Raw genomic sequence first — 26060 nt, 5'->3', positions numbered from 1 at the left:
CCTCCGGCGGAGGTATTTTTGAACAGAAGAAGGCGGGCCGGGATCAGGTGATGAACCGGGCCGCGATATCTCCGGACATGTAGCTGACGCGCCCTGCCGCCAGCGTCGCGGCGACACGGTAGGTTTGCGCGTCCAGAATGACCAGATCGGCGCGTTTGCCCGGTTCAAGCGTGCCGCGATCCGTCAGGCCAAGAACACTTGCGGGACCGGACGAGATCAGGCCCCACGCGCCTGCCAAATCCAGAACGCCGGACTTGGCCAGCATCAGCGCGGCACGGCGGGGGCTGGGATAGTGGTAGTCCGACGCCAGAGCGTCGCAAAGGCCCATCGCGACAAGTTCGACCGCGCTTGCATTCCCTTTGTGCGACCCACCGCGCACAACGTTCGGCGACCCGAGTATGACGTGATCACCGGCCAGGCGCGCGGCCTCGGCCGCCTCCAGCGTTTCCGGAAACTCGGCGATCAGGGCACCCTGATCCCGCCACCAGGCACGGGTCTCGGCGGTTGCGTCGTCATGGCTGCCCAGACGAACACCCATTTCCGAGAGCTCAGCGCTGAGCGCCTCAACCGCTGCGGGAACGTCACCCCGGCGCGCGTGCATGTCGAGAAGCAGTTCGAAATGCGCGTCAGGATTGCGTCCGGCTTTCAACGCCTGCCCGGTCAGGCGCGGCGGCTTTTTGCCCTGGGCCAGCCGGTCATGTGGCAAGTGGTCGTTGAACACCACGTAAGGGACCTGCCAATCGGCGATGCGCCGGGCCATACCAGCGTAATCGTCGAGCATATTGGTCTCGAACCGCAATTGCGGGATCAGATCGGTGACTGTGTCGGTTTTGACGGCCCGGATCGCCTCAAACACCTGCCCCGCGAACTCCGGGCCCCGCACACCGCCTTCCCAGCTGTAGAACTGGGCCAGCACGGCGGTCGTGATCCCGTTTGCGGCCAGTTCGGCCTCGACGGACAGGATGCCTTCGTTCATCTGCTTCATCGCACCACGACGCGGGGCGATGTGGCGTTCGAATCCGTCGCCGTGAAGGTCGATGATCCCCGGCAGAACGAGATAGCCGGACAGGTCAACCTCGCGCCCGACCTGCGTTTCCTGCACCTGCCCGTCGGCGATCGAAAGCGGCGCGCGAGACAGACCCTCTTGCGGCAACAGCACCTCTGCGCCGGTCAGCGTAAGGTTTAGGCGGGTCATCGCGTCGGTTCCGAGTCAGGCTCGGAACAATCTTCGCCGATACAGATTTCTTCGATGACGTCGAGCACGCTGTCGAGCCACGTGATTTGCGGATCAAACTGTCCGAATTCGATGAAATGCAGCGCCTGCGCCATGACGCGTGGGTTGTTCATCATGAAGGTATGCGTGACCGGCAAAACGATGTGATCTGCCATGCCGTCGACCTTCGTTGTCTCAACCGACACTTTGCCATCATCGGGACCGTCGATCAGCGATGAGAACAAAGGGTTCAGAGAATTCTCGCCCGCGATCACGCCCAGATCGAAATCCACGGCAGGCAGTTTGCGCGGGATGCCTTCCGGACCCGTTCCCAGTTGCAATCCGGCGGGGCCGTTCAGATAGCCGAACACTTCCCACGCACTGAGTTCGTCGACCAGTTGGCTGCCCTGATTGGGCGGGCCCAGCATGACTGCGCGACCCATGTTTTCGGGATGGTTGTCCTGCAACCAATAGCGCAACAGGATGCCGCCCATCGAATGCGCCACAACGTTGGCCTCGTCCTCACCACAGGCCGCAAACGCGTCCGGCAGGGTTTGTTCGGCCAGTTCGGGTATGCCCATGTCGGTCGACGGGTATCCGGGCCGAACGACCGTATAATCATGGGCCTTGAACAGCTGCTCCATCACCGAAAATGACGCCTCGGTCCGTGCCAGCCCATGCAGCAGGATCACGCATTTCGCACTTGCCGCGGCAGGCAGACACAGGAAAATCAGGGCGCACAGAAGTCTCATACCCGCCCAATAGCGCCGATCTGAAGCTGTGGAAAGACCTACCCTCGGGTCCGGCGCAGAACGGCCAGGGCGATTCCGCCCAGAACCAAAGCTGTCCCTGCCACCAGGCGCGGGCCAGCAACCTCGCCCAACAAGACAACACCTCCGACGATGGCGATCACCGGCACGCTGAGTTGAACCACCGCCGCAACCGACGGGGAAAGCTGCGGCAGCACACGGTACCAAAGCGCATAGCCCAGGCCCGATGTCACGCCCCCAGACAACGCGGCCAGCAGATACCCCAAACCGGTCATTTGCCAATTGCCACCCATACCGACCAGCACCAGCCCTGTGATCGGCAAGGCAACCACAAAGTTCGCAGCCGTGCCTGCCAGCGCGTCCGGTTCGGACCGTCCTGCCAAGGAATACACCGCCCAGCCCAACCCGGCCGCAACCATCAGCCCCGCGCCCAGCGCATCGACGTGAACCGAACCGCTGGGCCACAGCACATAGGTCAGACCCGCCAACGCAATCCCGGCCCCTGCGACCTGCCGCATGGTCGGCGTCGCCCCCATGATTGCGCCGACGGCAAACATGGTAATCTGCACAACCGCAAACAGGATCAACGCGCCCAGACCCGCGTCGAGGGTCAAATAGGCCAGCGAAAACCCGATCATATAGAGGGACAACGATCCAGCCCCCACAATCCGCCTGCGCGAACGCAGCGGTAGTGCGACGCCGCGCAGCAGTACCAACGCCCACAGAACCGCCGCACCGGACATCACCCGAAACACTGCGAAGCTGGCCGGGTCACTGGCGCCGCTGTCAATCGCCAGCCGGTTCAGGATCGAGTTCGCCGCAAAGGCGCACATGGTCAGGGCGGTCAGCAGAAGCAATCTCATTCCAACCGCATAGCCGGTTCCGCTGGGTTTGCACACTCACATTGCCTCAGCCGACCCAAATCTTCTTCTGTTCAAAAATACCTCCGCCGGAGGCATAGCCGCGCAGCGGCTATTCAAAAAGAAACGGGGCCGCCCGAAGGCGACCCCATAACTCAGTCTTCCAAAAAGACGACGTCTTACATCATGCCGCCCATGCCGCCCATGTCGGGCATGCCGCCACCGGGTGCTGCGCCTTCTTTGGCAGGCTTGTCGGCAACCATTGCTTCGGTGGTGACCAGCAGGCCAGCAACCGATGCCGCATCTTCCAGAGCGGTGCGGACAACTTTGGCCGGGTCGATCACGCCGAACGAGAACATGTCGCCATATTCTTCGGTCTGAGCGTTGAAGCCAAATGCAGCGTCCGACGATTCACGGACCTTGCCAGCAACAACCGCACCGTCAACACCTGCGTTTTCAGCGATCTGGCGCAGCGGCGCTTCGATGGCCTTGCGAACGATGTTGATACCCGCGTTCTGGTCAGCGTTTGCACCTTCCAAAGCTTCCAGTGCTTTACCGGCCTGAACCAGCGCAACACCACCGCCCACGACAACGCCTTCCTGCACAGCAGCGCGGGTCGCGTTCAGAGCATCGTCCACACGGTCCTTACGCTCTTTCACTTCGACTTCGGTCATGCCGCCGACGCGGATCACGGCAACACCGCCTGCCAGTTTGGCAACACGCTCTTGCAGCTTCTCACGGTCGTAGTCGCTGGTGGTTTCTTCGATCTGAGTGCGGATCTGGCCAACGCGGGCTTCGATCTCGGCTTTCTCGCCTGCACCGTCAACGATGGTGGTTTCGTCTTTGGTGATTTCGATTTTCTTGGCGGTGCCCAGCATGTCCATGGTGACGGACTCAAGCTTCATGCCCAGATCTTCGCTGATGACCTGACCGCCGGTCAGGATCGCGATGTCCTGCAGCATGGCTTTGCGGCGATCGCCGAAGCCCGGTGCCTTGACAGCAGCAATTTTCAGGCCGCCGCGCAGTTTGTTGACAACCAGAGTTGCCAGCGCTTCGCCTTCAACGTCTTCTGCGATGATCAGCAGCGGCTTCTGCGACTGGATTACCTGCTCCAGCAACGGAACCATCGGCTGCAGCGAGGACAGTTTCTTTTCGTGCAGCAGGATCATGCAGTCGTCGAGCTCTGCGATCATCTTGTCTGCGTTGGTGACGAAGTAGGGCGACAGGTAGCCGCGGTCGAACTGCATACCTTCGACAACATCGGTCTCGGTTTCCAGACCTTTGTTTTCTTCGACGGTGATAACGCCTTCGTTGCCAACCTTCTGCATCGCATCCGCGATCTGCTGGCCAATCTCGGCTTCGCCGTTGGCCGAGATGGTGCCAACCTGAGCAACTTCGGCCGAGTCTTTGACTTCACGCGATGCGTCTTTGATGCCCGCAACAACCTTGGCAGTTGCCAGGTCGATGCCGCGCTTCAGGTCCATCGGGTTCAGGCCAGCTGCAACCTGCTTGAGACCTTCGCGAACGATGGCCTGTGCCAGAACAGTTGCGGTGGTGGTGCCGTCGCCGGCTTCGTCATTGGTGCGGCTGGCGACTTCTTTCACCATCTGCGCGCCCATGTTTTCGAACTTGTCTTCCAGTTCGATTTCCTTGGCAACCGAAACACCGTCTTTGGTGATGCGCGGTGCGCCGAAGGATTTGTCCAGAACCACGTTGCGGCCTTTGGGGCCCAGGGTCACTTTGACAGCGTCGGCCAGGATGTTCACGCCTGCCAGCATGCGGTTACGGGCATCGGTGTCGAACTTGACGTCCTTTGCAGCCATGTCGTTTCTCCTTGAGAAATAAGTTGGAAATGAAGATCAGAGAAAGCGTTTGGGCTTACTCGATGATCCCCATGATGTCGCTTTCTTTCATCATCAGCAGCTCTTCGCCGTCGACCTGAACCTCGGTGCCCGACCATTTGCCGAACAGGATCTTGTCGCCAGCTTTCACAGCCATTGCGATCAGCTCGCCGCTGTCCTTGCGCGCGCCTTCGCCGGTTGCGACGACTTCGCCTTCGCTTGGCTTTTCTTTTGCGCTGTCAGGAATGATCAGGCCGCCTGCGGTTTTCTCTTCGCTTTCTGTACGGCGAACCAGCACACGGTCATGAAGCGGTTTCAATGCCATCTTTGCAGCTCCTTGGGCTCAAAGTTTATCTATCCTCCCCTCACCGGCTGGTGAGGCGTTAGCACTCGGGGTGTGTGAGTGATAACGACGCATAGCTAGGGGGTCTGAAACCCCGAGTCAACAAGCCGATACGGATTTTTTGCCACAAAGGATCAGTCGGCCTGTTCCCAACTGTAAGCCCAGTGTTTCAGGCCCTCGGACCCTGCATCCGACAATGCATAGATGCCTTTTTCGACCTTGTCGAACCAGCCGTAATGGTTTTCGCGCATCAAACGGGTGGCGGCGGGCACGCCGGTGGCCGATGCGACCGCAGCCCCCTTGGTGGCACCATGTTCAGCCAGATGGGCGGCGCATTTCAGCGCATCCTGCCGATAGGCCGTAACGATCCCATGACGGGTTGCGCCGCCCGCGTTTGGGTCCCCTTCCAACCGGTCAAATTCGCGCAACATCCGCGCGGCCTTGGCTTTGTTCTTGCGCGGCGCATACGGGCCGGGATCGCACTGAACCTCGACAACCCCATCCTTGCGAACAGTGATCAGGCCCAGCCCCAATCTGCGGCACAGGGCCAGATTGTCCCGCAAGGCACGCCGGGCCGTGCGTCCGGTCGGTTTGCTGACCCCCAGATACACCTGATCGCTAATCCGCAGCCGCGCGACAGCCTGATGGAACAAGGCCAGTGAGAACCGCAGTTTCAACTCGACGATCACCGGCTCGGACCCGTCGCGCATGGCGACAATATCGGCTGCGCCGACCTCACCTTTGACGGTATAGCCCTGCCCCTCCAACATTGCCTTGATCGGGGGGTAAAGATCCTGCTCGCGCTCCATGCGCCCATGCTATGCGTTTTGGGCTGAAATGCCAGACGGGTTGCCTTGAATATGCTGCATTTGCATGACTACATCCTTGGTCGTCCCGCCTGACAAATCTCTGAGGTTCATCCATGCGTCTGTTGGCCCTGTTCGGTTTTCTGCTACTCCCCATGACGGCCAACGCCGCCTGTGAGGGGCATGATCTGCGCCCGCTTATGTCCGAAGCGGACCGCTCGGAACTGCATCAGGCACTGGCTGACATCCCCTATCCGGAAGGAAACCACTGGATCGCCCGCAAGGGCGACACCACGCTGCATCTGATCGGCACATTGCACACAAACGACGCGCGCATGGATGCGGTGGTCGAACGGTTGGCGCCAACCTTGAGCCGGGCCGACGCCTTTTATTTCGAGGTCACTCAGGCCGAGATGAACACGTTTGAGCAGGGCTTGGCCAAGGACCTGAGCCCGGTAATGATCACTTCGGGGCCCACATTGATTGAGCTGATGAGTGCCGAGGATTGGGCCGCCCTGTCAGGGTCGCTGACGGAACGGGGCATTCCAAGCTGGATGGCCGCCAAGATGCGGCCCTGGTTTCTGAGCATGATGCTGGGCATTCCGCCCTGCCTGATGCAGAACCCCGACGCGAAATACGGCATGGACGCGCGTCTGACAGATCTGGCCGAGGCCAACGGCATCCCCCAGCACTCGCTGGAACGGATCGAAGACCTGATGACCATGTTCGACGATCTGCCGCTGGATCAGCAGGTGGACTCGTTGGTGCGACTGGCCGGGGCGATGCAAAGCGACGCCAATCATCTGACCACCATGGCCAATGCCTATCTGGAGGAACAGCACGCCCAGATCCTGCAACTGGCGCGGTTGCAGGGGCTTGAGGCCTCGGGCCTGTCCGAAACCGAATACAACGCGGAATGGGACCAGTTCGAACAGAAACTGCTGGTGACCCGCAACGCGAATTGGATGAGGCATATTCTCGCCATTCAGAATCAAACCGCCGTCATCGCCGTGGGTGCCGGGCATCTCAGCCATGATTTCGGTCTTCTCGCCTTGCTGGAACAGGAAGGGTATACGCTGACCCGCGCGCCGTTCTGACCCAGGCGCATAGCAGACCAACAGTCGCAGCAGGCCGCAACCGGGTGACAAGCGGTGCCTTGCACCCTATAAGGCGCGCAAATTTCCAATCCTCAGGATAGCTGACATGACAACCCTCGTATTTGGCCACAAATCTCCCGACACAGACTCGACCGGTTCTCCGATCCTGTGGTCGTGGTACCTGAACGAAGTGAAAGGCGAACAGGCCGAGCCCGTTCTGCTGGGCGAACCCAACACCGAAGCGGCCTTTATGCTGCAACGCTGGGACCTGCCCAAGCCGCGCATCATCGACGATGTCGAGGCCGACGCGCCGGTTGTAATCGTGGACACCAACAACCCGGCGGAACTGCCCGCGAGTGTCAACAGCGCCGATATCCGCGCGATCATCGACCACCACAAGCTGGTCGGCGGGCTGGAAACCAAGGGCCCGATCGACATCACCGTGCGCCCGCTGGCCTGCACGGCAACCATCATGGTTGACCTGATGGGCGACTATGCCGCCAAGATGCCCGAAGCCGTCAAAGGCGCGGCGCTGACCTGCATCTTGTCGGACACGCTGGAATTCCGCTCGCCCACCACCACCGCGCATGACCGCGCCGTGGCCGAGAAGCTGGCGGCTGAACTGGGTCTGGACGTCTCGGCCTATGCGGCTGACATGTTTGCAGCGAAGTCGGATGTGTCCTCGTTCTCGGACGCCGAACTGATCCGCATGGACAGCAAGGAATACGAGGTCGACGGCACCAAGTTCCGCGTTTCTGTTCTGGAAACCACCGCGCCGGGCGTTGTGCTGGACCGAAAAGACAGCTTGGCTGCATCCATGGTCGATGTGGCAAAGGAAGACAGCGTTGATCAGGTTCTGCTGTTCGTCGTGGACATCCTGAACGAAGAAGCCACCCTGCTGGTCCCGAACGATCTGGTCAAAACCGTTGCCGAGAAAAGCTTTGGCGCATCGGTCGAGGGCGACGCCGTTGTCCTGCCCGGCATCATGAGCCGCAAGAAACAGATCATCCCGAACCTGAAGGTCTGATCTTCTGTCATTCCCGTGTGAAAGGCGTCCGAACCGGGCGCCTTTTTCTTTTTGCGAGGCTCTGCCTCGCGCTCCGGGATATTTTTGGCCAGATGAAGAACGGATTCCTTGCTTCATCTGGCCCGAAATATCCCGGGGGAGACGCCCGGCACGGGCGGCGGGGGCAGAGCCCCCTCTGGCAAAACCCGTCAAGCTCTGCCATAGGCTTGGCAGACGCAGTTTATCGCCGAAAGAGACCCAATGACCCAGATTATCTCCTCTCTGACCGAGATTTCCGACCGGTATAAGGCGCTTTTTGTCGATCTCTGGGGCTGCGTTCACAACGGTATCACCGCCTCTCCCGAAGCGGTGGCAGCGTTGCAGGCCTACCGCGCCGCTGGCGGGGTGGTCGTGCTAGTAACAAACTCTCCCAAACCGCGCGCCGGGGTTGCATCGCAGCTGACCCAGTTCAACGTGCCTGCTGATGCCTATGACACGATCGCAACCAGCGGAGATTCCGCGCGGTCCGCCATGTTCCGCGGCGCGGTCGGGCACAAAGTGTATTTCATGGGAGAATGGCAGCGCGATGCGGGGTTCTTTGAGCCGCTGAAGCTGCTGCACCACCCCATCCACATCGAACGTGTTCCGCTGAAAGAGGCTGAGGGCATCGTCTGCTGCGGCCCCTTCGATCCGATGGCGGACCCCGATGTGAACCGGCCCGATTTCCTGTACGCCAAGCAGATGGGCATGAAGCTGCTCTGTGCGAATCCCGACATCGTTGTTGACCGGGGCGAGGTGCGTGAGTGGTGCGCGGGGGCTCTGGCAAAGCTTTACACCGAGATGGGTGGCGAGAGCCTGTATTTCGGCAAGCCCCACCCGCCCATCTACGATCTGGCCCGCCGCCGCCTTCAGGAATTGGGCGCGGATGTTGCCGACTCTGACATCCTTGCCATTGGAGATGGCCCCCACACCGACATCCTTGGCGGGATGGGAGAGGGAATCGATACCCTGTTCATCTCGGGCGGATTGGCGGCAGCGGAAACAAAAACGTCGCACCATCCGCACGCTGATTCTCTAACTGACTATATCCAAAGGGAAAAGATCAACCCGACATATACAATCGGTCGCTTGCGATAGTCATTTTTGACTTGATTTTCTGCAGTTGCGAAGTAATAAAGTTGCCAACCTAGGCCTGATGGTGGATTTTTCTTTCACGGCCGACTTCGAGTGAGGGCAACATGTTGGACAATCTTCCACGCGGAACGATCTGTATCGAAGACATCGAGATGGGCATGTCCCGCCACCTGCGCAAAGTGGTGACGGATGAGGATATCGAGATGTTCGCGCAGGTTTCGACCGACCGGAATCCGGTGCATCTGGATGACGATTATGCGCGTGACACGATCTTTGAAGGGCGCATCGCCCACGGGATGCTGACGGCGGGCCTGATCTCGGCCGTGATCGGAGAGCAGCTGCCTGGCCATGGCACCGTATACATGGGTCAGTCGCTGAAATTCCTGGCCCCCGTGCGCCCCGGCGACATGGTCTATGCCGAGGTGAAAGTCATCGACATCGACTTTGCCAAGCGCCGCGTCAAGCTGGATTGCCATTGCTCGGTCGACGGCAAGAAGGTCCTGATTGGTGAGGCAATGGTTCTGGCCCCGTCGCGCAAGTTCGACTGAGCTTTGGTCACATCACGTCGCAGCAAAGGCGCCCGGAATGGCGCCTTTTTTGTTGTCACCATGCAAGATCACGGGATCATAGCGGGATAGCTTTTCATCGGGCCGATGGGTCGATTAATGCCCCGCTTCAATTCCTATTTCACCTGCACCAGCCCCCGCAGTGGCAGTTCCCTGCTATGTCGATTGTTACGTGAAACCGGTTGTGCAGGTTGGCCTGACTCTTAATTTCACGCGCCATCCCCGTCGGATTGGCCTAGGTGATGCAAACCCTCGGTCTTGATCCGGATCTGGCGCAGGGCGTCGAAACGCCGACGGCCAAACTCTGGGACGCCACGAACAGGGACTGGGTTCGGCAATACGTGGCTGAGACGCAGCGCAAGCAAGACCAATCAGGTGCTTGAACCCGCCTGACAGTCCAGCTAGGCAAGCCATATGCACATCATCCGGGATTTTCAGTACATCGAGCCTCAGGACCGCGGCGCCAGTGTGGCGATCGGGAATTTTGATGGCGTTCATTTGGGGCACCAGTCGGTGATCGAACTGGCGCGCCGCGCTGCCCCTGATGCGCCTTTGGGTGTTTTGACGTTCGAGCCGCATCCGCGCGAGTACTTCGCCCCGGACGCCCCCCCTTTCCGGTTGATGCGGGGCAACGCGCGGGCGCACCGGCTTGAGAAGCTGGGCGTGCAGATGCTGTACGAACTGCCGTTCAATGCGGCGCTTGCCGGGTTGTCCCCGGAAGAGTTCGCCAGAAACGTCATTTGCGATGGGCTGGGCCTGTCCCATATCGTTGTGGGGGCAGATTTCTGTTTTGGCAAAGGTCGTGTCGGCACCGCGCAGGATATGGTCAACTTTGGCGAGCAGATGGGATTTGGCGTCACCATTGCACCACTGATGGAGCGGTCGGAAAACGTTGTTTCCTCGACCGCCATTCGCACCGCTCTCAGCGACGGGCGTCCGCGTGATGCGGCCGCCATGCTGGGCCATTGGCACCGGATCGAAGGCGTGGTGATCGGGGGCGAGCAGCGCGGGCGCGAGTTGGGCTTTCCAACCGCGAACATGTCCATCGAAGGTCTGCACCCGCCCAAATTCGGGGTGTATGCCGTGCTGGTCGACGTGTTGGACGGACCGCATCAGGGCAGCTATCACGGGGCGGCCTCGATCGGTGTGCGCCCCATGTTCCATGGCGAAGCCCCCAACATCGAAACCTTCCTGTTCGACTTTTCCGGTGATCTTTACGGCTCGACCCTGTCCGTCGGTCTGATCGACTTCCTGCGACCAGAGCTGACATTCGATGGGCTGGACGGCCTGATCGCGCAGATGGATGCCGATTGCGAAAAGGCCCGTGGCATTCTGGCCGCCCTATGACCACCGATCCGATTGAACGCACGGGCCTGCCGGCCCGGTTTTGGGAACGCAAGCCCTTGCGCAAGATGAACCAGCGCGAGTGGGAGGCCCTGTGCGACGGCTGCGGCAAATGCTGCCTGAACAAGCTTGAGGATGAGGACACAGGCGAGGTTGCCCTGACCTGCGTTGCCTGTCGCCTGCTGGACGATGAAAGCTGCCGCTGCACGCAATATGACATCCGGCACCAGTTCGTGCCCGAATGCATCGTCATGACTCCCGACAATATCGACGACCACGCCTATTGGTTGCCGCAAACCTGTGCGTATCGATTACTGTGGGAAGGCAAACCTCTTTACGACTGGCATCCTTTGATATCTGGTACGCCGGACAGCGTACACGCGGCGGGCGTCTCGGTTCAGGGCCGCACGGTGTCCGAGTTCGAAACCCCCATGGAAGAGTGGGAAGACCATATTATCGAGGAGCCAACCTGATGTATTTCGCGTCTGACAATTCCGGCCCGGTTCACCCGCAGGTCATGGCCAAGCTGGCCGAGGCCAATCAGGGGTACCAGATGGCCTATGGCGCGGACACGATGATGAACGAGGTGCGCGACCGTATCCGCAGCATCTTCGAGGCACCGGGCGCTGCGGTTTATCTGGTGGCGACGGGGACGGCGGCAAATTCGCTGGCCCTTGCGACGCTGTCCAACCCCTGGGAAACGGTCTTCTGTTCTCCGGTCGCGCATATCCACGAGGATGAGTGCAACGCGCCCGAGTTTTACAGCGGGGCCAAGCTGACACTGGTGCCGGGTGGCGACAAGATGACCCCCGACGCGCTGCGCGGCTCGATCCTGGGCGAAGAAACCCGTGGGGTGCACGGGCCACAGCGCGGGCCTGTATCGATCACTCAGGTCACCGAGCGCGGGTCAGTTTATTCGCTGGAAGAGTTGCAGGCCCTGTGCGGTGTGGCCAAGGAATACGGCCTGCCCGTCCATCTGGACGGGGCGCGGTTCACCAACGCGCTTGTTGCCCTAAATTGTTCCCCGGCCGAGATGACGTGGAAATCGGGTGTCGATGCGGTCAGCTTTGGCGGCACAAAGAACGGCCTGATGGGCGTCGAGGCCGTGGTGTTCTTTGACGAAAGCAAAGCGTGGGAATTCGAGCTGCGCCGCAAACGCGGGGCGCATCTGTTTTCCAAGCATCGCTACCTGTCGGCCCAGATGGCGGCGTATCTGGAAGATGATCTGTGGTTGAAAATGGCGCGTCAGGCCAACGACAACTGCGCCCGGCTGGCCGATGGATTGCGCGCCAAGGGGGCTGCGTTCCTGCACGAGCCGCAGGCCAATATGATCTTCGCCTCATTCCCGCGCGCCAAGCACAAACAATTGCACGAGGCCGGGGCGGTCTATCACCTCTGGGGTGCCGAGCTTGAGGGGGACGATGACGACGAAAACCTCGCCTGCCGATTGGTTTGCGACTGGTCGATTGGCGCGGCTGAAATCGACCAGTTCCTCAGCCTGCTGTAACGCCTGTCGCGGGGTTGGCTTTCCAGAACTCCTGAAGCAGCGCGCCTGTCTCATGGGGGTGCGAGATGGGCAACATGTGCCCCACGCCGCGTACCACCTTATGCCGCGCATTTGGCAGGCGCTGCCGCAAACCTTCGCAGATCACCGGCAGTGTCGGGTCGGTTTCTGATCCGCTCAGCAACAGGGTCGGCATCGTGACGCGCTTGCAGTTCTCCGGGTCCAGCAACCCGGCGCGGTCCTCGTACAGCACGGGATGGGAGGCAGGAACAACATGTATTCCCCGCACCATGCTGGCCCGCGTTCGTTCGGGCAGGTCAGGCCATTTCGGGCTGATGCCGGTGCTCCACATCCGGTTGAACAGCCGTGCGGCCAAAGCTGTATCGCCCGCCGCGAAGGCTGCATTGATCGGTTGGGACGCGTGGATGTGCTGGTCGAACAACTGGGGCGCATCCTGTTTTGCCACGGCAAAGAATACGGGTTCGATCAGGGTCAGGCTGCGCACGTATTGCGGGTTTACCATTGCCAGCCGCAGCGCGGCGATCGCCCCAAAGGAATGACCGATCAGATCCATGGGTTCGGTCAACTCCTGCGTCGCCTGCCCAGTCACCGCATCGAAGAAATCGCTCTGCCCGTCCCAATCCGGACTGCGCCCGTGCGACGGCATATCTGGGGCGATCAGAGACGCGCTGCCCTCCAGAACCTTGGCCAAACCGGACCACGCGCCGGAATGCGCAATGGTGCAGTGAAGGGCGAGCAATTTGCGCTCCCCCTTCCCCAAATGCCGGACGAAGGCCGCGTGTGACGCCGCAGCCAAGGCTGTCACCCGTTCATCCCTGCCAGATGCCGATCCAGATCGTCCAGCCGGTCCTGACCCCAGAACCGCTGGCCATCGGGCGTGAGGTAGAACGGCGCGCCAAACACGCCGCGATCCACGGCCTCTTCCAGATTGGCGGCATAGGTCTCGGCCCCGACCAGCAAGCCACTATTGGCCAGATCGGGGTCAAACCCGGCATTCGACAGACAGTCGCGGATCACATCATCCTGTGCCACATCCTTTTCCTCGGCCCAGCAGGCGCGCAGGATGGACTGGCACAGCTTGCCCACATCGCCCGAGCCATCCTTGATCGCGGCGATCACCGCATAGGACGACGGGGCCATATTGGTCGGCCAGTGTGCGGGCTGCAGATTGAACTCCATCCCCAGATCCCTGGATTGCCGCAGCAACTCCTGCGCGCGGTATTCGGTGCGCGAGATATGGCGGTCTTTTGGCGGCGTTCCCCCGGTGCGCGCGAACAAGGCCATGATATCCAGCGGTTTGTAATTGATCGTCGCGCCGTGCTTCGCCGCGATCTCTTCCAGCCGGGAACCGGCCAGATAGGTGTAGGGCGAAATTGTCGCAAAAAAGTAGTCAATCTGGGTCATGTGCACTTTCTCCGCAGCGTTATCTTTGCGGGACGGTAAGGCCATGCTAAGCGGTGTCAACATCACGAATCTGTCACATTGCCAACGCTGCCCGGGGATCTCAGCCAATGCCGACACTCCACGAACCCAAGCTTATTGCTGGGAACGCAAACCTTCCGCTTGCCGAAACCATCGCTCGCCGCATGAGCCTGTATCGCGGCGTTGACCAGGGTCTGGTCGATGCGCGGGTCGAGCGTTTCAATGACGGCGAGATCTTCGTCGAAGTCTTCGAGAACGTACGGGGCGAGGATATGTTCATCATCCAGCCGACCTCGAACCCGGCCAATGACAACCTGATGGAACTGCTGATCATCGCCGACGCGCTGCGCCGGTCGTCGGCCCAGCGGATCACCGCCGTGATCCCCTATTTCGGCTACGCCCGTCAGGACCGCCGCACCAAGGCCCGCACGCCAATCAGCGCCAAGCTTGTCGCAAACATGCTGACCGGTGCAGGGATCGAGCGGGTTCTGACCATGGACCTGCACGCAGCCCAGATTCAGGGGTTCTTTGATATCCCGGTAGACAACCTTTACGCCTCGCCGATCTTTGCGCTGGATGTGAAGCATCAGTTCAAGGACAATCTGGACGAAATCATGGTGGTCTCGCCCGATGTCGGCGGCGTGGCCCGCGCCCGCGAGTTGGCCAAGCGCATCAACGCCCCGCTGTCGATTGTCGATAAACGCCGGGAAAAAGCGGGTGAAGTGGCTGAAATGACCGTGATCGGTGACGTCAAAGACAAAATCTGCTTGATTGTGGACGATATGTGCGACACCGCCGGAACGCTGTGCAAGGCGGCTCAGGTCCTGCTGGATAACGGCGCGAAAGAGGTTCATTCCTACATCACCCATGGCGTCATGAGCGGCCCCGCGGTCGAGCGTGTGACCAATTCGGTCATGAAATCTCTGGTCCTGACGGATACAATCCAGCCGACCAAAGAGATCCTGAAGGCCAAGAATATCCGCATCGTTCCGACCGCACCGATCTTCACTCAGGCCATCCTGAACATCTGGAACGGCACCAGCGTGTCATCTCTGTTCGAAGACAAAACGCTGACGCCGATCTACGAATCCATGTACCAGATGGACTGAATGTGATGACTGCCAACAAACGTATTGTCCTGTCCAGCGACCACGCAGCGATCGATCTGCGTCAGGCCGTGGCCAACCACATCGCCCAGCAAGGCTGGGAGGTGGTCGATATCGGCCCGACGACCCCGGAAAGCACGCATTACCCCAAACACGGCAAAGCCGCAGCGCAGGCGGTGGCGTCGGGTGACTGTCAGCTGGGCATCATCCTTTGCGGCACCGGGCAAGGGATCATGATGGCGGCAAACAAGGTCCGCGGCATCCGCTGCGGCGTGTGCTCTGACGCCTTCTCGGCCCGGATGATCCGCCAGCACAACGACGCCAACATGCTGTCCATCGGCGCACGCGTCGTTGGCGAAGGTCAGGCACTGGACATCGTGAATGCGTTTCTATCCGCCGAGTTCGAAGGCGGCCGCCACGCGACACGGGTGGACATGATCGAGGCGCAGGACAGCTAATCCGCGCCCTGCTCCGATCAGGAGATATTCCAATCATCTGCGTGGGCGACTTCACCAATAGCCGTCCATGCAACCCGAATGCGGGCGATACGGGTATCCGACCAGGTGCGGAATACAGCCGTGAACCCCTGGGGCGTCACATCCTGCGCCTTCACCTCCGCCCGTAATGCCGAAGACGTGTCCACGTCCCACAGCGAAATGCCCACCTGTACAACCGGGATCGACCGAAAGGCTTCACTGAATCGAATCTGAGCCCGACGTTCGCGCGGGCCCTCTCCGGTCCACATATCGCCGCCCTCGGCGAACTCGGAAAACAGCACCTCTTCGCCCTGATCGATGCCGATGGGATGAGTAAGAAATTTCTTCATTCTGTCATCATTATTCTTGAATTCCCGCAACTTATCCCGGCTTTTCGGCAAAAGCACGACAAAAAAACGGCCCCGCAGGTGCGAGGCCGTTCAAATTTTCAGCTGTGATGCCTGTTACAGGCTCATATGCGTCCCAAGCGCTTCCATGTCGGCCAGCAGCTTGGCGGCATCATCGACGATGGTCTGGTCGTCACCGCCCTTGGCCGCCTCGTGCGAGGCGCGGGCGTCTTCGATCAGCTCGTCCAGATGTGCGCGGGTCACTTCGGCCACCGGGATCGCTTTTTCGGCCAGAACCGAAAGGCTGTCGCCGTTGATCTGGGCAAACCCGCCGGTGACCAGGTATTCGCTGGACCCTTCGGGTGCCTCAACCTTCAGCAGACCGGGGCGCAGCGTGGTGATGGTGGGGGCATGATCGGGCATCGCCGTCATGTCCCCGTCCGCGCCGGGAATCTGGACCGCGGTAGCGCTGAGCGAAGCAAGGCTCCGCTCGGGGCTGACGAGGTCGAATTGCATCGTGTTTGCCATCAGGGATACTCCTTAGGCGGCTTCTGCTGCCATCTTCTCGGCTTTGGCGATCACTTCTTCGATGCCGCCAACCATCAGGAAGGCCGCTTCGGGCAGGTGATCGTATTCGCCAGCCACAACGGCCTTGAACGACGAGATGGTGACATCCAGAGGAACCTGAACGCCCGGCGAACCGGTGAAAACCTCGGCCACGTCGAACGGCTGCGACAGGAAGCGTTCGATCTTACGGGCACGGGCCACGGTCAGCTTGTCCTCTTCCGACAGTTCGTCCATGCCAAGGATGGCGATGATGTCCTGCAGCGACTTGTAGCGCTGGAGGATCTGCTGAACGTCGGTCGCAACCTTGTAGTGCTCTTCACCAACAATCGCCGGGTCGAGCAGACGCGAGGTCGAGTCGAGCGGGTCAACCGCAGGGTAGATACCCTTTTCCGAGATCGCACGGTTCAGAACGGTTGTCGCGTCCAAGTGAGCGAACGAGGTTGCCGGCGCAGGGTCGGTAAGGTCGTCCGCAGGCACGTAGATCGCCTGCACCGAGGTGATCGAGCCCGACTTGGTCGAGGTGATGCGTTCCTGCAGCGCGCCCATGTCGGTGGCCAGTGTCGGCTGGTAGCCCACCGCCGAAGGAATACGACCCAGCAGAGCCGAAACCTCGGAGCCCGCCTGCGTGAAGCGGAAGATGTTGTCGACGAAGAACAGAACGTCGGTGCCGGACTGATCACGGAACTGCTCGGCCAGCGTCAGACCGGTCAGAGCAACACGCGCACGCGCACCCGGAGGTTCGTTCATCTGACCGTAAACCAGCGCAACCTGCGATTCCGACAGGTTGTCCGGCTTGATCACGTTCGATTCGATCATCTCGTGATACAGGTCGTTGCCTTCACGGGTCCGTTCACCAACACCCGCGAACACGGAAAAGCCCGAGTGCACTTTTGCGATGTTGTTGATCAGTTCCATGATCAGAACGGTTTTACCAACGCCGGCACCGCCGAACAGGCCGATCTTACCGCCTTTGGCGTAGGGGGCCAGCAGGTCAACAACCTTGATACCGGTGACCAGGATTTCCGACTCGGTCGACTGTTCGTCGAACTCGGGTGCAGGCTGGTGGATCGCGCGGGTCTCGGTTGCGACAACCTCGCCCTTTTCGTCGATCGGCTCGCCGACAACGTTCAGGATGCGGCCCAGGGTGGCGTTACCAACCGGAACCGAGATCGGCGCGCCGGTGTCGGTGACGGCTTCGCCGCGGACCAGACCTTCGGTCGCGTCCATCGCGATGGTACGGACGGTGTTTTCACCCAGGTGCTGAGCAACTTCCAACACCAGGCGCTTGCCGTTGTTGGTGGTTTCCAGCGCGTTCAGAATTTCAGGCAGCTGATCATCGAACTGCACGTCAACGACGGCCCCGATGATCTGTGTGACTTTGCCTTTTGCATTCGCCATGTTTCGTCTCCGGTTTTCTTACAGCGCTTCGGCGCCGGAAATAATTTCAATCAGCTCGTTGGTGATCACGGCCTGACGCGAGCGGTTGAACTGGATCGTCAGCTTGTCGATCATCTCACCCGCGTTGCGTGTCGCGTTGTCCATCGCGGACATCCGTGCACCCTGTTCAGACGCTCCGTTTTCGAGCAGGGCCGAGAAGATCGCGGTGGCAACCCCCTTGGGCAGCAGGTCGGCCAGAATGGCCTCTTCGCTGGGCTCGTAGTCGAATACGGCACCGCTGTCGTCACCTGCCGCGTCGTCCTCGAACGAGGCGGGGATGATCTGCTGTGCCGTCGGGATCTGTGTCACAACGTTGACGAACTTCGAGTAGAAGATCGTGGCAACGTCGAACTCACCCCCGTCAAAGCGGGACAGGATGTCCTTGGCGATGTCCTGCGCGTTGGTGTAACCCAGACGCTTGACCTCGCTCAGGTCGGTATGTCCAACGAACAGATCGCCAAAATCACGCTTGAGCGCGTCGCGGCCTTTCTTGCCGACGGTCAGAACCTTGACCGTCTTGCCTTTGGCACGCAGCTCGTCCGCCTTTTGGCGGGCCAGCTTGGCGATGTTCGAGTTGAAGCCGCCGCACAGGCCGCGTTCAGCCGTCATGACAACCAGCAGATGGACATCATCACTGCCCGTACCACGGAGCAGCTTGGGGGCGCTGTCGCTGCCCCCGACCGATGCCGCCAGCCCCGCCATCACGGCATTGAACCGCTCGGCATAGGGGCGCGAGGCTTCGGCAGATTCCTGGGCGCGGCGCAGTTTTGCAGCCGCGACCATCTGCATGGCCTTGGTGATCTTGCGGGTCGATTTGACCGACTCGATCCTGTTTTTAAGGTCCTTAAGATTTGGCATATGCCCGCCTCTCCCTTAAGCGAAGGTTGCGGCGTATTCGTCCAGCGCAGCCTTGATCTTGTCGGAAGCGTCACCCTTGATCTTGGGATCTTCGTCCGTGATCCACTGAAGCAGATCCGCGTGCTTGCCACGCAGGTGCGCCAGCAGGCCAGCTTCGTAACGGCCAACATCGGACACGTCGATCTTGTCGAGGTAACCGTTGGTACCGGCGAAGATCACACAGACGATTTCGGCGTTGGTCAGCGGCGAGTACTGCGGCTGTTTCATCAGCTCGGTCAGACGCGCACCACGGTTCAGCAACTGCTGGGTCGCGGCGTCAAGGTCGGAACCAAACTGCGCAAACGCAGCCATTTCGCGGTACTGAGCCAGTTCCAGCTTAACCGGACCGGCAACCGACTTCATCGAGTTGGTCTGAGCCGACGAGCCCACACGCGAAACCGACAGACCGGTGTTCACAGCAGGACGGATACCTTGGTAGAACAGCTCGGTTTCCAGGAAGATCTGACCGTCGGTGATCGAGATCACGTTGGTCGGAATAAACGCCGAAACGTCACCACCCTGAGTTTCGATAACCGGCAGAGCAGTCAGCGAGCCTGCGCCGAAATCTTCGTTCAGCTTCGCCGAACGCTCCAGCAGACGCGAGTGGAGGTAGAAAACGTCGCCGGGATAGGCTTCACGTCCGGGCGGGCGGCGCAGCAGCAGCGACATCTGACGATAGGACACAGCCTGTTTCGACAGGTCATCATAGATGATCAGCGCGTGGCGCCCGTTGTCACGGAAGTATTCGGCCATCGCGGTCGCGGCATAGGGTGCCAGGAACTGCATCGGCGCCGGGTCGGACGCGGTTGCGGCCACAACGATCGAGTATTCAATCGCGCCGGATTCTTCCAGTTTCTTCACCAGCTGCGCAACGGTCGAACGCTTTTGACCGATCGCAACGTAAACGCAGTACAGTTTCTTCGACTCGTCGTCGCCTGCTGCGTCGTTGTAGGTTTTCTGGTTCAGGATCGCGTCCAGAGCAACGGCAGTTTTACCGGTCTGACGGTCACCAATGATCAGCTCACGCTGGCCACGGCCAATCGGGATCATCGCGTCAACCGATTTCAGGCCGGTTGCCATCGGCTCGTGCACCGATTTACGCGGGATGATGCCGGGGGCTTTCACGTCAGCAACACCACGCTTCGACGCGTTGATCGGGCCTTTGCCGTCCAGCGGGTTGCCCAGACCGTCAACAACGCGGCCCAGCAGCTCGTCACCGATCGGAACGTCCACGATCGAGTTGGTGCGCTTGACGGTGTCACCTTCTTTGATGTCACGGTCGGAACCAAAGATAACGACACCGACGTTGTCGCTTTCCAGGTTCAGCGCCATGCCCATGATGCCACCGGGAAACTCGACCATTTCACCCGCTTGCACGTTGTCCAGGCCGTATACACGGGCAATCCCGTCACCGACGCTCAGCACGCGGCCGATTTCGGCCACTTCGGCTTCCTGACCAAAATTCTTGATCTGGTCCTTCAGGATTGCAGAAATCTCTGCAGCTTGGATTCCCATTTATCCGACCTCTTTCATTGCATTCTGTAGGGAGTTCAGCTTCGAACGGATCGAGCTATCGATCATTTTCGAGCCCACTTTAACGACAAGACCGCCGATGAGGCTTTCATCCACGGTCGCATTGATTGTCACGGTCTTGCCCACACGCTCGGACAGCGTCTTGGACAGTTTTTCCATTTGCGTCTTGGTCAGCGCCTTGGCCGAGGCGACATCGGCGGTCACTTCGCCACGCTCATCTGCCAGCATGTCGCGCAGAACCTGCACCAGCTGCGGCACCACGAACAGGCGGCGTTTCTGCGCCATCAGGCCCAGCGTGTTGCCCAGAATGGTGTTCAGACCCATTTTCGCGGCGATTGCGGTGATTGCGCCTTCTTGTTCAGCGCGGGAAACCAGAGGCGAAGCGATCAGGTCGCGCAATTCGGCGCTGTCGCCCAGTGCTGCTGCCAGATCATTGATGCCGGTTTCCAGACCTGCGAGGTCATTATTCTCTTTCGCGATCTCGAAAATCGCGGTGGCATAGCGCTCGGCGATGCCTGTGGAAATCGAAGCTGGTTCGGACACGTCCACCCTTCCGATATTTTGGGCCCCGAATTCGCGTTGCGGCAGCTACCCCGGGGGCGTGAAGAAACCCCGTCCATAAAGGGCGGGGATCAAAATCACCGGGGATGTAGCAGAGCCGAACCAAGCTAGCAATATATTATCACGGCCAGCGCCTTATCCACAAAACGTTGAATTTCATACACTTACGCAAAGTGCGACCCTTTTGACCGGCTGGCTTGAGATAAAAATGTTACCAAACTGTAGGTTTTTGCGATTCCTGTGGCCGATTTTCATCAATTTCGGGCGGTAAAAACGCCCCGCAGGTTTCGCGGTTACGCGGGCTTGAGCAGCCCGTCCAGTGCCTTGATCGGCCGTTTTGCGGTATCTTTCGTCACACTGCCGCTGGGTGGGCGGATATGTTTGCTGACCTCGACCATCAAAACGCCACCGGCCATGACTGTCGGGATCCGCTGGCCCGTCTTTTCGATCAGACTGCCGGATTTCAGCCAGAAACGCCGGAATGACGGCGGCAGATAAAGCGCCGAGCAATGGTTTTCACGCTTGAAATGATGCGCCTTCAACTGGTTTTCCAACTGTGTCGCCGAATACGGACGCCCAAAGCCAAAAGGCGTGCGATCGGTTCGGGACCACAACCCGGCCCGGTTCGGTACGACGAACAGGGCCTTGCCACCCGGCCCCAGAACCCTCCAGCATTCGTCCAGCAACTGGCTCGGGCGTTCCGAGGTTTCCAGCCCGTGCATGACCACCAGTTTGTCGACATGACCGGTTTCGATGGGCCACAGCGTCTCTTCGGTCAGGACCGAAACATTGGGCATGCCGGCAGGCCAGGGCATCACGCCCTGCGGACCGGGCATAAGGCCGATCACGCGGCGCGCATCGGCCAGATAGGGGCGCAGCAAAGGCACCGCGAACCCAAAGCCCGCAACCGTTTGGCCCTTGGCTTCGGGCCACAGATCGACAAGCCGCCCACGGATCGCCGCCTGCGCCGCACGGCCCAGCGTGCTGCGGTAGTAAAAGTTCCTCAGATCCTGCACATCAAGATGCATTGCGGATACCCGGTCAATCGGCTTAGCTGGGCGCAGTCTAGCAATGAAAGGGCAAAAGGCCATGCCTCTTGAGATCGTAACCATCCCATGTCTCAGCGATAATTACGCATTTCTGGCGCATGATGCCGCAACCGGCCAGACGGCCCTTGTCGATGCGCCCGAGCCCGGCCCGATTCTGGCCGAACTGGACCGCCGCGGCTGGAGCCTGAGCCATGTGTTGCTGACCCATCATCACTGGGATCACGTCGATGGCCTGCCCGGCATCCTGGAAAAGCATCCGGCCAAGGTGATCGGGGCCGCTGCAGACGCCCATCGCCTGCCCCCGCTGGACCTGCAAGTGTCCGAAGGCAACGGCTTTGAGATCGGAGGAGAGCCGGTCGAGGTGCTGGACGTTTCGGGCCATACGGTTGGTCATATCGCATTTTATCTGCCCCAAAGCGCCGTGGTCTTTACCGCAGACAGCCTGATGGCCCTGGGTTGTGGTCGCCTGTTCGAAGGCACGCCGGATCAGATGTGGGCCTCGCTCAGCAAGCTGGCGGCGCTGCCCGACGATACTCTGGTGTGTTCGGGCCATGAATATACCCTGTCGAACGCCAAGTTTGCCGTCACGGTCGATCCCGATAACGCCGCCTTGCAACAACGCGTTGCGGAGACCAAACGCGCCCGCACAGCCGGAGAACCGACAGTTCCGTCAACTTTGACCCTTGAGAAAGCAACAAATCCATTCCTGCGGGCCTCTGATCCCGCGATTCAGGCGCATCTTGGCATGGTGGGGTCTGACCCAGCCGCTGTTTTTGCCGAGATCAGGGGTAGAAAAGACCGGTTTTGATGCCTATTTGCCCCTCTTCACGGACACGGTCACAACAAATGTGACTGTCAAGTGAAAGAAAACCCTTGAAGCCGGGCGTCGATCAACCAAACTCTAATAGTATGAGGACATGGTTGGGATGGGGTTCCGGCCGAAAGCCCGCCCCCTTCTGACCCAAGACAGAGGAGCACCCGCGTGCCTTCATTCTCGAGCACATTGGAACAAGCCATCCACGCGGCCCTTGCAGCTGCGAATGAACGGCGACACGAATTTGCAACGTTGGAGCATCTGCTGCTGGCGCTGCTGGAAGAACCCGATGCCATTCGGGTCATGAAGGCCTGCAGCGTCGATCTGGACGAATTGCGCAGCACCTTGGTCGAATTTATCGACGAAGACCTGTCTAATCTGGTCACTGACATAGATGGGTCCGAAGCAGTGCCCACTGCAGCCTTCCAACGTGTTATCCAGCGCGCCGCGATCCATGTTCAAAGCTCGGGACGGACCGAAGTGACCGGGGCCAATGTGCTGGTCGCCATTTTTGCCGAACGCGAAAGCAACGCGGCCTATTTCCTGCAAGAACAGGACATGACCCGTTACGATGCGGTGAATTTCATCGCCCATGGCGTTGCCAAGGACCCGGCCTATGGCGAAAGCCGCTCGGTCTCGGGCGCGGATCAGGTCGAGGAAGAGGTGCAGTCCAGCGCTGGCGATGGTGAGCAGAAAGAAAGCGCTCTGGGCAAATACTGCGTCGATCTGAACGCGAAATCGCGGGCCGGAGACGTTGACCCGCTGATCGGCCGCGCGGATGAGGTCGAACGCTGCATTCAGGTGCTGTGCCGTCGCCGCAAAAACAACCCGCTGTTGGTGGGGGATCCGGGCGTGGGTAAAACCGCCATTGCCGAGGGTCTGGCCCATAAGATTGTGGGCGGCGAGGCCCCGGATGTGTTGTCTAACACCACCATCTACTCGCTGGATATGGGCGCGTTGCTGGCCGGAACCCGCTATCGTGGGGACTTTGAAGAACGGCTCAAGGCGGTTGTGACCGAATTGGAAGATCACCCCGACGCGGTTCTGTTCATCGACGAGATTCACACCGTAATCGGTGCCGGTGCCACATCAGGCGGGGCGATGGATGCCTCGAACCTGCTGAAACCTGCCTTGCAGGGCGGCAAGCTGCGCACCATGGGCTCGACCACTTACAAGGAATTCCGTCAACATTTCGAAAAGGACCGCGCGCTGAGCCGCCGGTTCCAGAAGATCGACGTGAATGAGCCTTCGGTAGAGGACAGCGTGAAGATTCTGCGCGGTCTGAAACCCTATTTCGAAGAACATCACGAGATCAAATATACCGCAGATGCCATCAAGACAGCCGTCGAACTGTCGGCGCGCTATATCAACGACCGCAAGTTGCCGGACAAGGCCATCGACGTGATCGACGAAGCCGGTGCCGCGCAGCATCTGGTCGCCGAAAGCAAGCGTCGCAAGACCATCGGTGTGAAAGAGATCGAAGCGGTCGTCGCCAAGATCGCCCGCATCCCGCCGAAAAACGTCACCAAGGATGATGCGGCGGTTCTGAAAGACCTCGAAGCCTCGTTGAAACGCGTGGTGTTCGGACAGGACCTAGCCATCGAGGCGCTTGCCAGCGCCATCAAACTGGCCCGTGCCGGTCTGCGTGAACCTGAAAAGCCAATCGGCAACTACCTGTTCGCCGGTCCGACCGGTGTGGGCAAGACCGAGGTGGCGAAACAGCTGGCCGACAATCTGGGCGTGGAATTGCTGCGCTTTGACATGTCGGAATACATGGAGAAACACGCGGTTTCCCGTCTGATCGGTGCCCCTCCGGGCTATGTCGGGTTCGATCAGGGCGGTCTGCTGACCGACGGTGTCGATCAGCATCCGCATTGCGTGCTGCTGCTGGACGAGATCGAAAAGGCCCACCCGGATGTGTTCAACATCTTGTTGCAGGTGATGGACCATGGCGAGTTGACCGACCATAACGGTCGTACGGTGAATTTCCGCAACGTGGTGCTGATCATGACCTCGAACGCGGGCGCGCAGGAACAGGCCAAGGCCGCCATCGGCTTTGCCCGCGACCGCCGCGAGGGCGAGGATACCGCCGCAATCGAACGCATGTTCACGCCGGAATTCCGCAACCGTCTGGACGCCGTGATTTCCTTCGCGCCGTTGCCGAAAGAGGTCATCCTGCAAGTGGTCGAGAAATTCGTCCTGCAGCTTGAGGCGCAATTGCTGGATCGCGGCGTGACCATCGACCTGACCCCCAAAGCCGCCGCGTGGCTGGCCGACAAGGGCTATGACGACAAGATGGGCGCGCGTCCGCTGGGCCGTGTCATTCAGGAGCACATCAAGAAACCTTTGGCCGAGGAATTGCTGTTCGGCAAACTGGCCAAGGGCGGCGTGGTGCGCGTCTCGGTCAAGAAGGGCGAGTTGGATCTTGAAATCCTAGGCCCCGATCAACGCCGCATTCCGGGTGATAAGCCGCCGTTGCTGACTGCCGACTGATCGGTGAAAATACGAATGAGAAAACCCGCCAGTCTTTGGCGGGTTTTTTCGTTTCATAGCATTCTCGCGATGAGAACATACTGGGCAGTACCCAACCAAGTCACCGGTTGCGTGAGCGGAAACTGGTCACGTGGCATGGCACGGGCAAAACCAGTGGCTCTCTGCCCCGCGCTTCCCGATATGCAAGCGCCAAACTGACCGCATAACGCGGCCCATCTACACCCTGAGAAAAGGCAGATAGGACAGCGATACTCAGATCGCGCGCCTTGCGCAGCCTGCCCGCTTTTGTGGGCACAAAATACTCAAAATCGATAAAACGAAGCTGACGACCGTCCCAGCACATATCCCGAAAAGCGGGACGTCCATGCGCCAATCCCATCGCGTGAAGACGCGCCAGCGCGCGCCCAGCAGCCCGGCACGCCCTGAGCTTTTCCGCAACCGTAATGGACCTTTCGGTGCAAAACTTGGTCAGGCTGCGACCCGCATCCTCAACCGCTATGTAACCGCATCCTTCGGCCAGGATTCTGGGGACAGGCGCACCAAGGTTCCAAAGATTGCGATGAGAAGACCGATCCCGTTCAAAAGCCTGTTCGGGATTTCCTTTGACAAGCCAGAGGTGGGGGGCAAACCGTTCGACACGTTTCAGCCAGAACTTGTCGCCTTGCCTGGTCTGACACAGGGCCACGCGCTGATGGGACGCAAGCAGAGCCTCATCGACCGCATTAGCCAGACTTGTCACCCTGCCTTTCAAACACATCCCCTCTCAACCTCTTGAAATAATATAGGAAGCGAAGTGCCGTGTTTCATCGGATCCAGAGGCGAAATTCCCGCCGGGCAGAACGATTTAATCCAA

The 26060-nt window shown here is 60.0% G+C and carries 29 protein-coding genes; 13 read left to right on the top strand and 16 right to left on the bottom strand.

The features are described from left to right. Positions 1–43: 43 nt before the first annotated feature. The 6 genes from ACR0MO_RS15005 to ACR0MO_RS14980 form a co-directional block, all read right to left on the bottom strand. The gene (locus ACR0MO_RS15005; protein WP_170452670.1) at positions 44–1195 is read right to left on the bottom strand and encodes an alpha-D-ribose 1-methylphosphonate 5-triphosphate diphosphatase; all 1152 of its coding nucleotides are present in this window, start codon (positions 1193–1195) and stop codon (positions 44–46) included. Continuing rightward, the gene (locus ACR0MO_RS15000; RefSeq protein WP_170452672.1) at positions 1192–1965 is read right to left on the bottom strand and encodes an alpha/beta fold hydrolase; all 774 of its coding nucleotides are present in this window, start codon (positions 1963–1965) and stop codon (positions 1192–1194) included. The genes ACR0MO_RS15005 and ACR0MO_RS15000 overlap by 4 nt, the downstream gene beginning before the upstream one ends. Positions 1966–2003: 38 nt before the next feature. Next, a complete protein-coding gene (locus ACR0MO_RS14995; protein WP_170452674.1) occupies positions 2004–2846 on the bottom strand; it encodes a DMT family transporter in 843 nt (280 codons plus the stop codon). Between the two features lie 176 nt (positions 2847–3022). Further along, positions 3023–4666, bottom strand: a complete 1644-nt coding sequence (gene groL, locus ACR0MO_RS14990) for a chaperonin GroEL (RefSeq protein WP_170452676.1) — start codon at positions 4664–4666, stop codon at positions 3023–3025. A gap of 55 nt (positions 4667–4721) precedes the next feature. Then, positions 4722–5009 carry a co-chaperone GroES gene (gene groES, locus ACR0MO_RS14985; RefSeq protein ID WP_170352338.1) on the bottom strand — a complete coding sequence of 96 codons (288 nt, stop codon included), beginning with the start codon at positions 5007–5009 and terminating at the stop codon, positions 4722–4724. 152 nt (positions 5010–5161) lie between these two features. Next, positions 5162–5836: a DUF2161 family putative PD-(D/E)XK-type phosphodiesterase gene (locus ACR0MO_RS14980; RefSeq protein WP_170452677.1), complete on the bottom strand. Its 675-nt coding sequence runs from the start codon at positions 5834–5836 to the stop codon at positions 5162–5164. A 113-nt stretch (positions 5837–5949) separates the two neighbouring features. Here ACR0MO_RS14980 and ACR0MO_RS14975 point away from each other — a divergent pair, with 113 nt between their 5' ends. The 9 genes from ACR0MO_RS14975 (at position 5950) to ACR0MO_RS14935 (ending at position 12487) form a co-directional block, all read left to right on the top strand. After that, the gene (locus ACR0MO_RS14975; protein ID WP_170452679.1) at positions 5950–6930 is read left to right on the top strand and encodes a TraB/GumN family protein; all 981 of its coding nucleotides are present in this window, start codon (positions 5950–5952) and stop codon (positions 6928–6930) included. Positions 6931–7036: 106 nt separating this feature from the next. Continuing rightward, positions 7037–7957, top strand: coding sequence for a manganese-dependent inorganic pyrophosphatase (locus ACR0MO_RS14970; protein WP_170452681.1), 921 nt, complete (start codon positions 7037–7039; stop codon positions 7955–7957). Positions 7958–8197: 240 nt separating this feature from the next. Then, positions 8198–9073, top strand: coding sequence for a TIGR01459 family HAD-type hydrolase (locus ACR0MO_RS14965; RefSeq protein ID WP_480892076.1), 876 nt, complete (start codon positions 8198–8200; stop codon positions 9071–9073). Positions 9074–9174: 101 nt separating this feature from the next. Then, positions 9175–9618 carry a MaoC family dehydratase gene (locus ACR0MO_RS14960; RefSeq protein WP_170452686.1) on the top strand — a complete coding sequence of 148 codons (444 nt, stop codon included), beginning with the start codon at positions 9175–9177 and terminating at the stop codon, positions 9616–9618. Between the two features lie 105 nt (positions 9619–9723). Beyond that, the gene (locus ACR0MO_RS14955) at positions 9724–9843 is read left to right on the top strand and encodes a Stf0 family sulfotransferase (protein ID WP_480892074.1); all 120 of its coding nucleotides are present in this window, start codon (positions 9724–9726) and stop codon (positions 9841–9843) included. 35 nt (positions 9844–9878) lie between these two features. Continuing rightward, positions 9879–10019, top strand: coding sequence for a sulfotransferase family protein (locus ACR0MO_RS14950; protein WP_170452689.1), 141 nt, complete (start codon positions 9879–9881; stop codon positions 10017–10019). 31 nt (positions 10020–10050) lie between these two features. After that, a complete protein-coding gene (locus ACR0MO_RS14945; protein ID WP_170452691.1) occupies positions 10051–10983 on the top strand; it encodes a bifunctional riboflavin kinase/FAD synthetase in 933 nt (310 codons plus the stop codon). Continuing rightward, a complete protein-coding gene (locus ACR0MO_RS14940) occupies positions 10980–11453 on the top strand; it encodes a YcgN family cysteine cluster protein (protein ID WP_170631967.1) in 474 nt (157 codons plus the stop codon). Before ACR0MO_RS14945 ends, ACR0MO_RS14940 begins: the two co-directional genes overlap by 4 nt. Next, on the top strand, positions 11453–12487 hold the full coding sequence (locus ACR0MO_RS14935) for a threonine aldolase family protein (protein ID WP_480582646.1): 1035 nt from the start codon (positions 11453–11455) through the stop codon (positions 12485–12487). The genes ACR0MO_RS14940 and ACR0MO_RS14935 overlap by 1 nt, the downstream gene beginning before the upstream one ends. Here ACR0MO_RS14935 and ACR0MO_RS14930 read toward each other — a convergent pair. Together ACR0MO_RS14930 and ACR0MO_RS14925 are read right to left on the bottom strand one after the other, a co-directional pair. Then, a complete protein-coding gene (locus ACR0MO_RS14930; protein ID WP_480892071.1) occupies positions 12474–13244 on the bottom strand; it encodes an alpha/beta fold hydrolase in 771 nt (256 codons plus the stop codon). The genes ACR0MO_RS14935 and ACR0MO_RS14930 overlap by 14 nt on opposite strands. Before the next feature lie 62 nt (positions 13245–13306). Beyond that, on the bottom strand, positions 13307–13909 hold the full coding sequence (locus tag ACR0MO_RS14925) for a 2-hydroxychromene-2-carboxylate isomerase (protein WP_170452697.1): 603 nt from the start codon (positions 13907–13909) through the stop codon (positions 13307–13309). A 107-nt stretch (positions 13910–14016) separates the two neighbouring features. Between ACR0MO_RS14925 and ACR0MO_RS14920 the strand changes: the two genes are divergently transcribed. After that, positions 14017–15036 carry a ribose-phosphate pyrophosphokinase gene (locus tag ACR0MO_RS14920; protein WP_170452698.1) on the top strand — a complete coding sequence of 340 codons (1020 nt, stop codon included), beginning with the start codon at positions 14017–14019 and terminating at the stop codon, positions 15034–15036. A gap of 5 nt (positions 15037–15041) precedes the next feature. Continuing rightward, positions 15042–15491, top strand: a complete 450-nt coding sequence (rpiB, locus tag ACR0MO_RS14915; protein ID WP_480884281.1) for a ribose 5-phosphate isomerase B — start codon at positions 15042–15044, stop codon at positions 15489–15491. 17 nt (positions 15492–15508) lie between these two features. Here the strand turns inward: rpiB and ACR0MO_RS14910 are convergent, their stop codons facing one another. The 7 genes from ACR0MO_RS14910 to ACR0MO_RS14880 form a co-directional block, all read right to left on the bottom strand. Further along, on the bottom strand, positions 15509–15859 hold the full coding sequence (locus tag ACR0MO_RS14910; RefSeq protein WP_170452701.1) for an H-type lectin domain-containing protein: 351 nt from the start codon (positions 15857–15859) through the stop codon (positions 15509–15511). Between the two features lie 114 nt (positions 15860–15973). Beyond that, positions 15974–16384: a F0F1 ATP synthase subunit epsilon gene (locus tag ACR0MO_RS14905; protein WP_050604827.1), complete on the bottom strand. Its 411-nt coding sequence runs from the start codon at positions 16382–16384 to the stop codon at positions 15974–15976. A gap of 12 nt (positions 16385–16396) precedes the next feature. Continuing rightward, positions 16397–17821: a F0F1 ATP synthase subunit beta gene (gene atpD, locus ACR0MO_RS14900; protein WP_170521672.1), complete on the bottom strand. Its 1425-nt coding sequence runs from the start codon at positions 17819–17821 to the stop codon at positions 16397–16399. Between the two features lie 18 nt (positions 17822–17839). Beyond that, positions 17840–18718 carry a F0F1 ATP synthase subunit gamma gene (locus ACR0MO_RS14895; protein ID WP_170521669.1) on the bottom strand — a complete coding sequence of 293 codons (879 nt, stop codon included), beginning with the start codon at positions 18716–18718 and terminating at the stop codon, positions 17840–17842. Positions 18719–18733: 15 nt separating this feature from the next. After that, on the bottom strand, positions 18734–20272 hold the full coding sequence (gene atpA / locus ACR0MO_RS14890; RefSeq protein WP_170736488.1) for a F0F1 ATP synthase subunit alpha: 1539 nt from the start codon (positions 20270–20272) through the stop codon (positions 18734–18736). Continuing rightward, a complete protein-coding gene (locus tag ACR0MO_RS14885; RefSeq protein ID WP_170736489.1) occupies positions 20273–20833 on the bottom strand; it encodes a F0F1 ATP synthase subunit delta in 561 nt (186 codons plus the stop codon). A 311-nt stretch (positions 20834–21144) separates the two neighbouring features. Next, positions 21145–21879 (bottom strand): methyltransferase domain-containing protein, encoded by a 735-nt coding sequence (locus ACR0MO_RS14880; protein ID WP_170622838.1) that lies wholly within the window; start codon positions 21877–21879, stop codon positions 21145–21147. A 61-nt stretch (positions 21880–21940) separates the two neighbouring features. Here ACR0MO_RS14880 and gloB point away from each other — a divergent pair, with 61 nt between their 5' ends. Both gloB and clpA read left to right on the top strand, forming a co-directional pair. Further along, the gene (gene gloB, locus ACR0MO_RS14875) at positions 21941–22708 is read left to right on the top strand and encodes a hydroxyacylglutathione hydrolase (protein WP_480892065.1); all 768 of its coding nucleotides are present in this window, start codon (positions 21941–21943) and stop codon (positions 22706–22708) included. 174 nt (positions 22709–22882) lie between these two features. Next, positions 22883–25207: an ATP-dependent Clp protease ATP-binding subunit ClpA gene (gene clpA, locus ACR0MO_RS14870; protein WP_170452709.1), complete on the top strand. Its 2325-nt coding sequence runs from the start codon at positions 22883–22885 to the stop codon at positions 25205–25207. A gap of 100 nt (positions 25208–25307) precedes the next feature. Here clpA and ACR0MO_RS14865 read toward each other — a convergent pair whose 3' ends face one another. Continuing rightward, complete coding sequence (locus ACR0MO_RS14865; protein ID WP_480626368.1) at positions 25308–25964, bottom strand: phosphotransferase; 657 nt, start codon at positions 25962–25964, stop codon at positions 25308–25310. Between the last annotated feature and the right edge of the window lie 96 nt (positions 25965–26060).

Source organism: Ruegeria sp. K5 (assembly GCF_056531805.1).
Note: the sequence above shows the minus strand (reverse complement) of the source record. Positions and strands in the feature narration are given on the sequence as shown.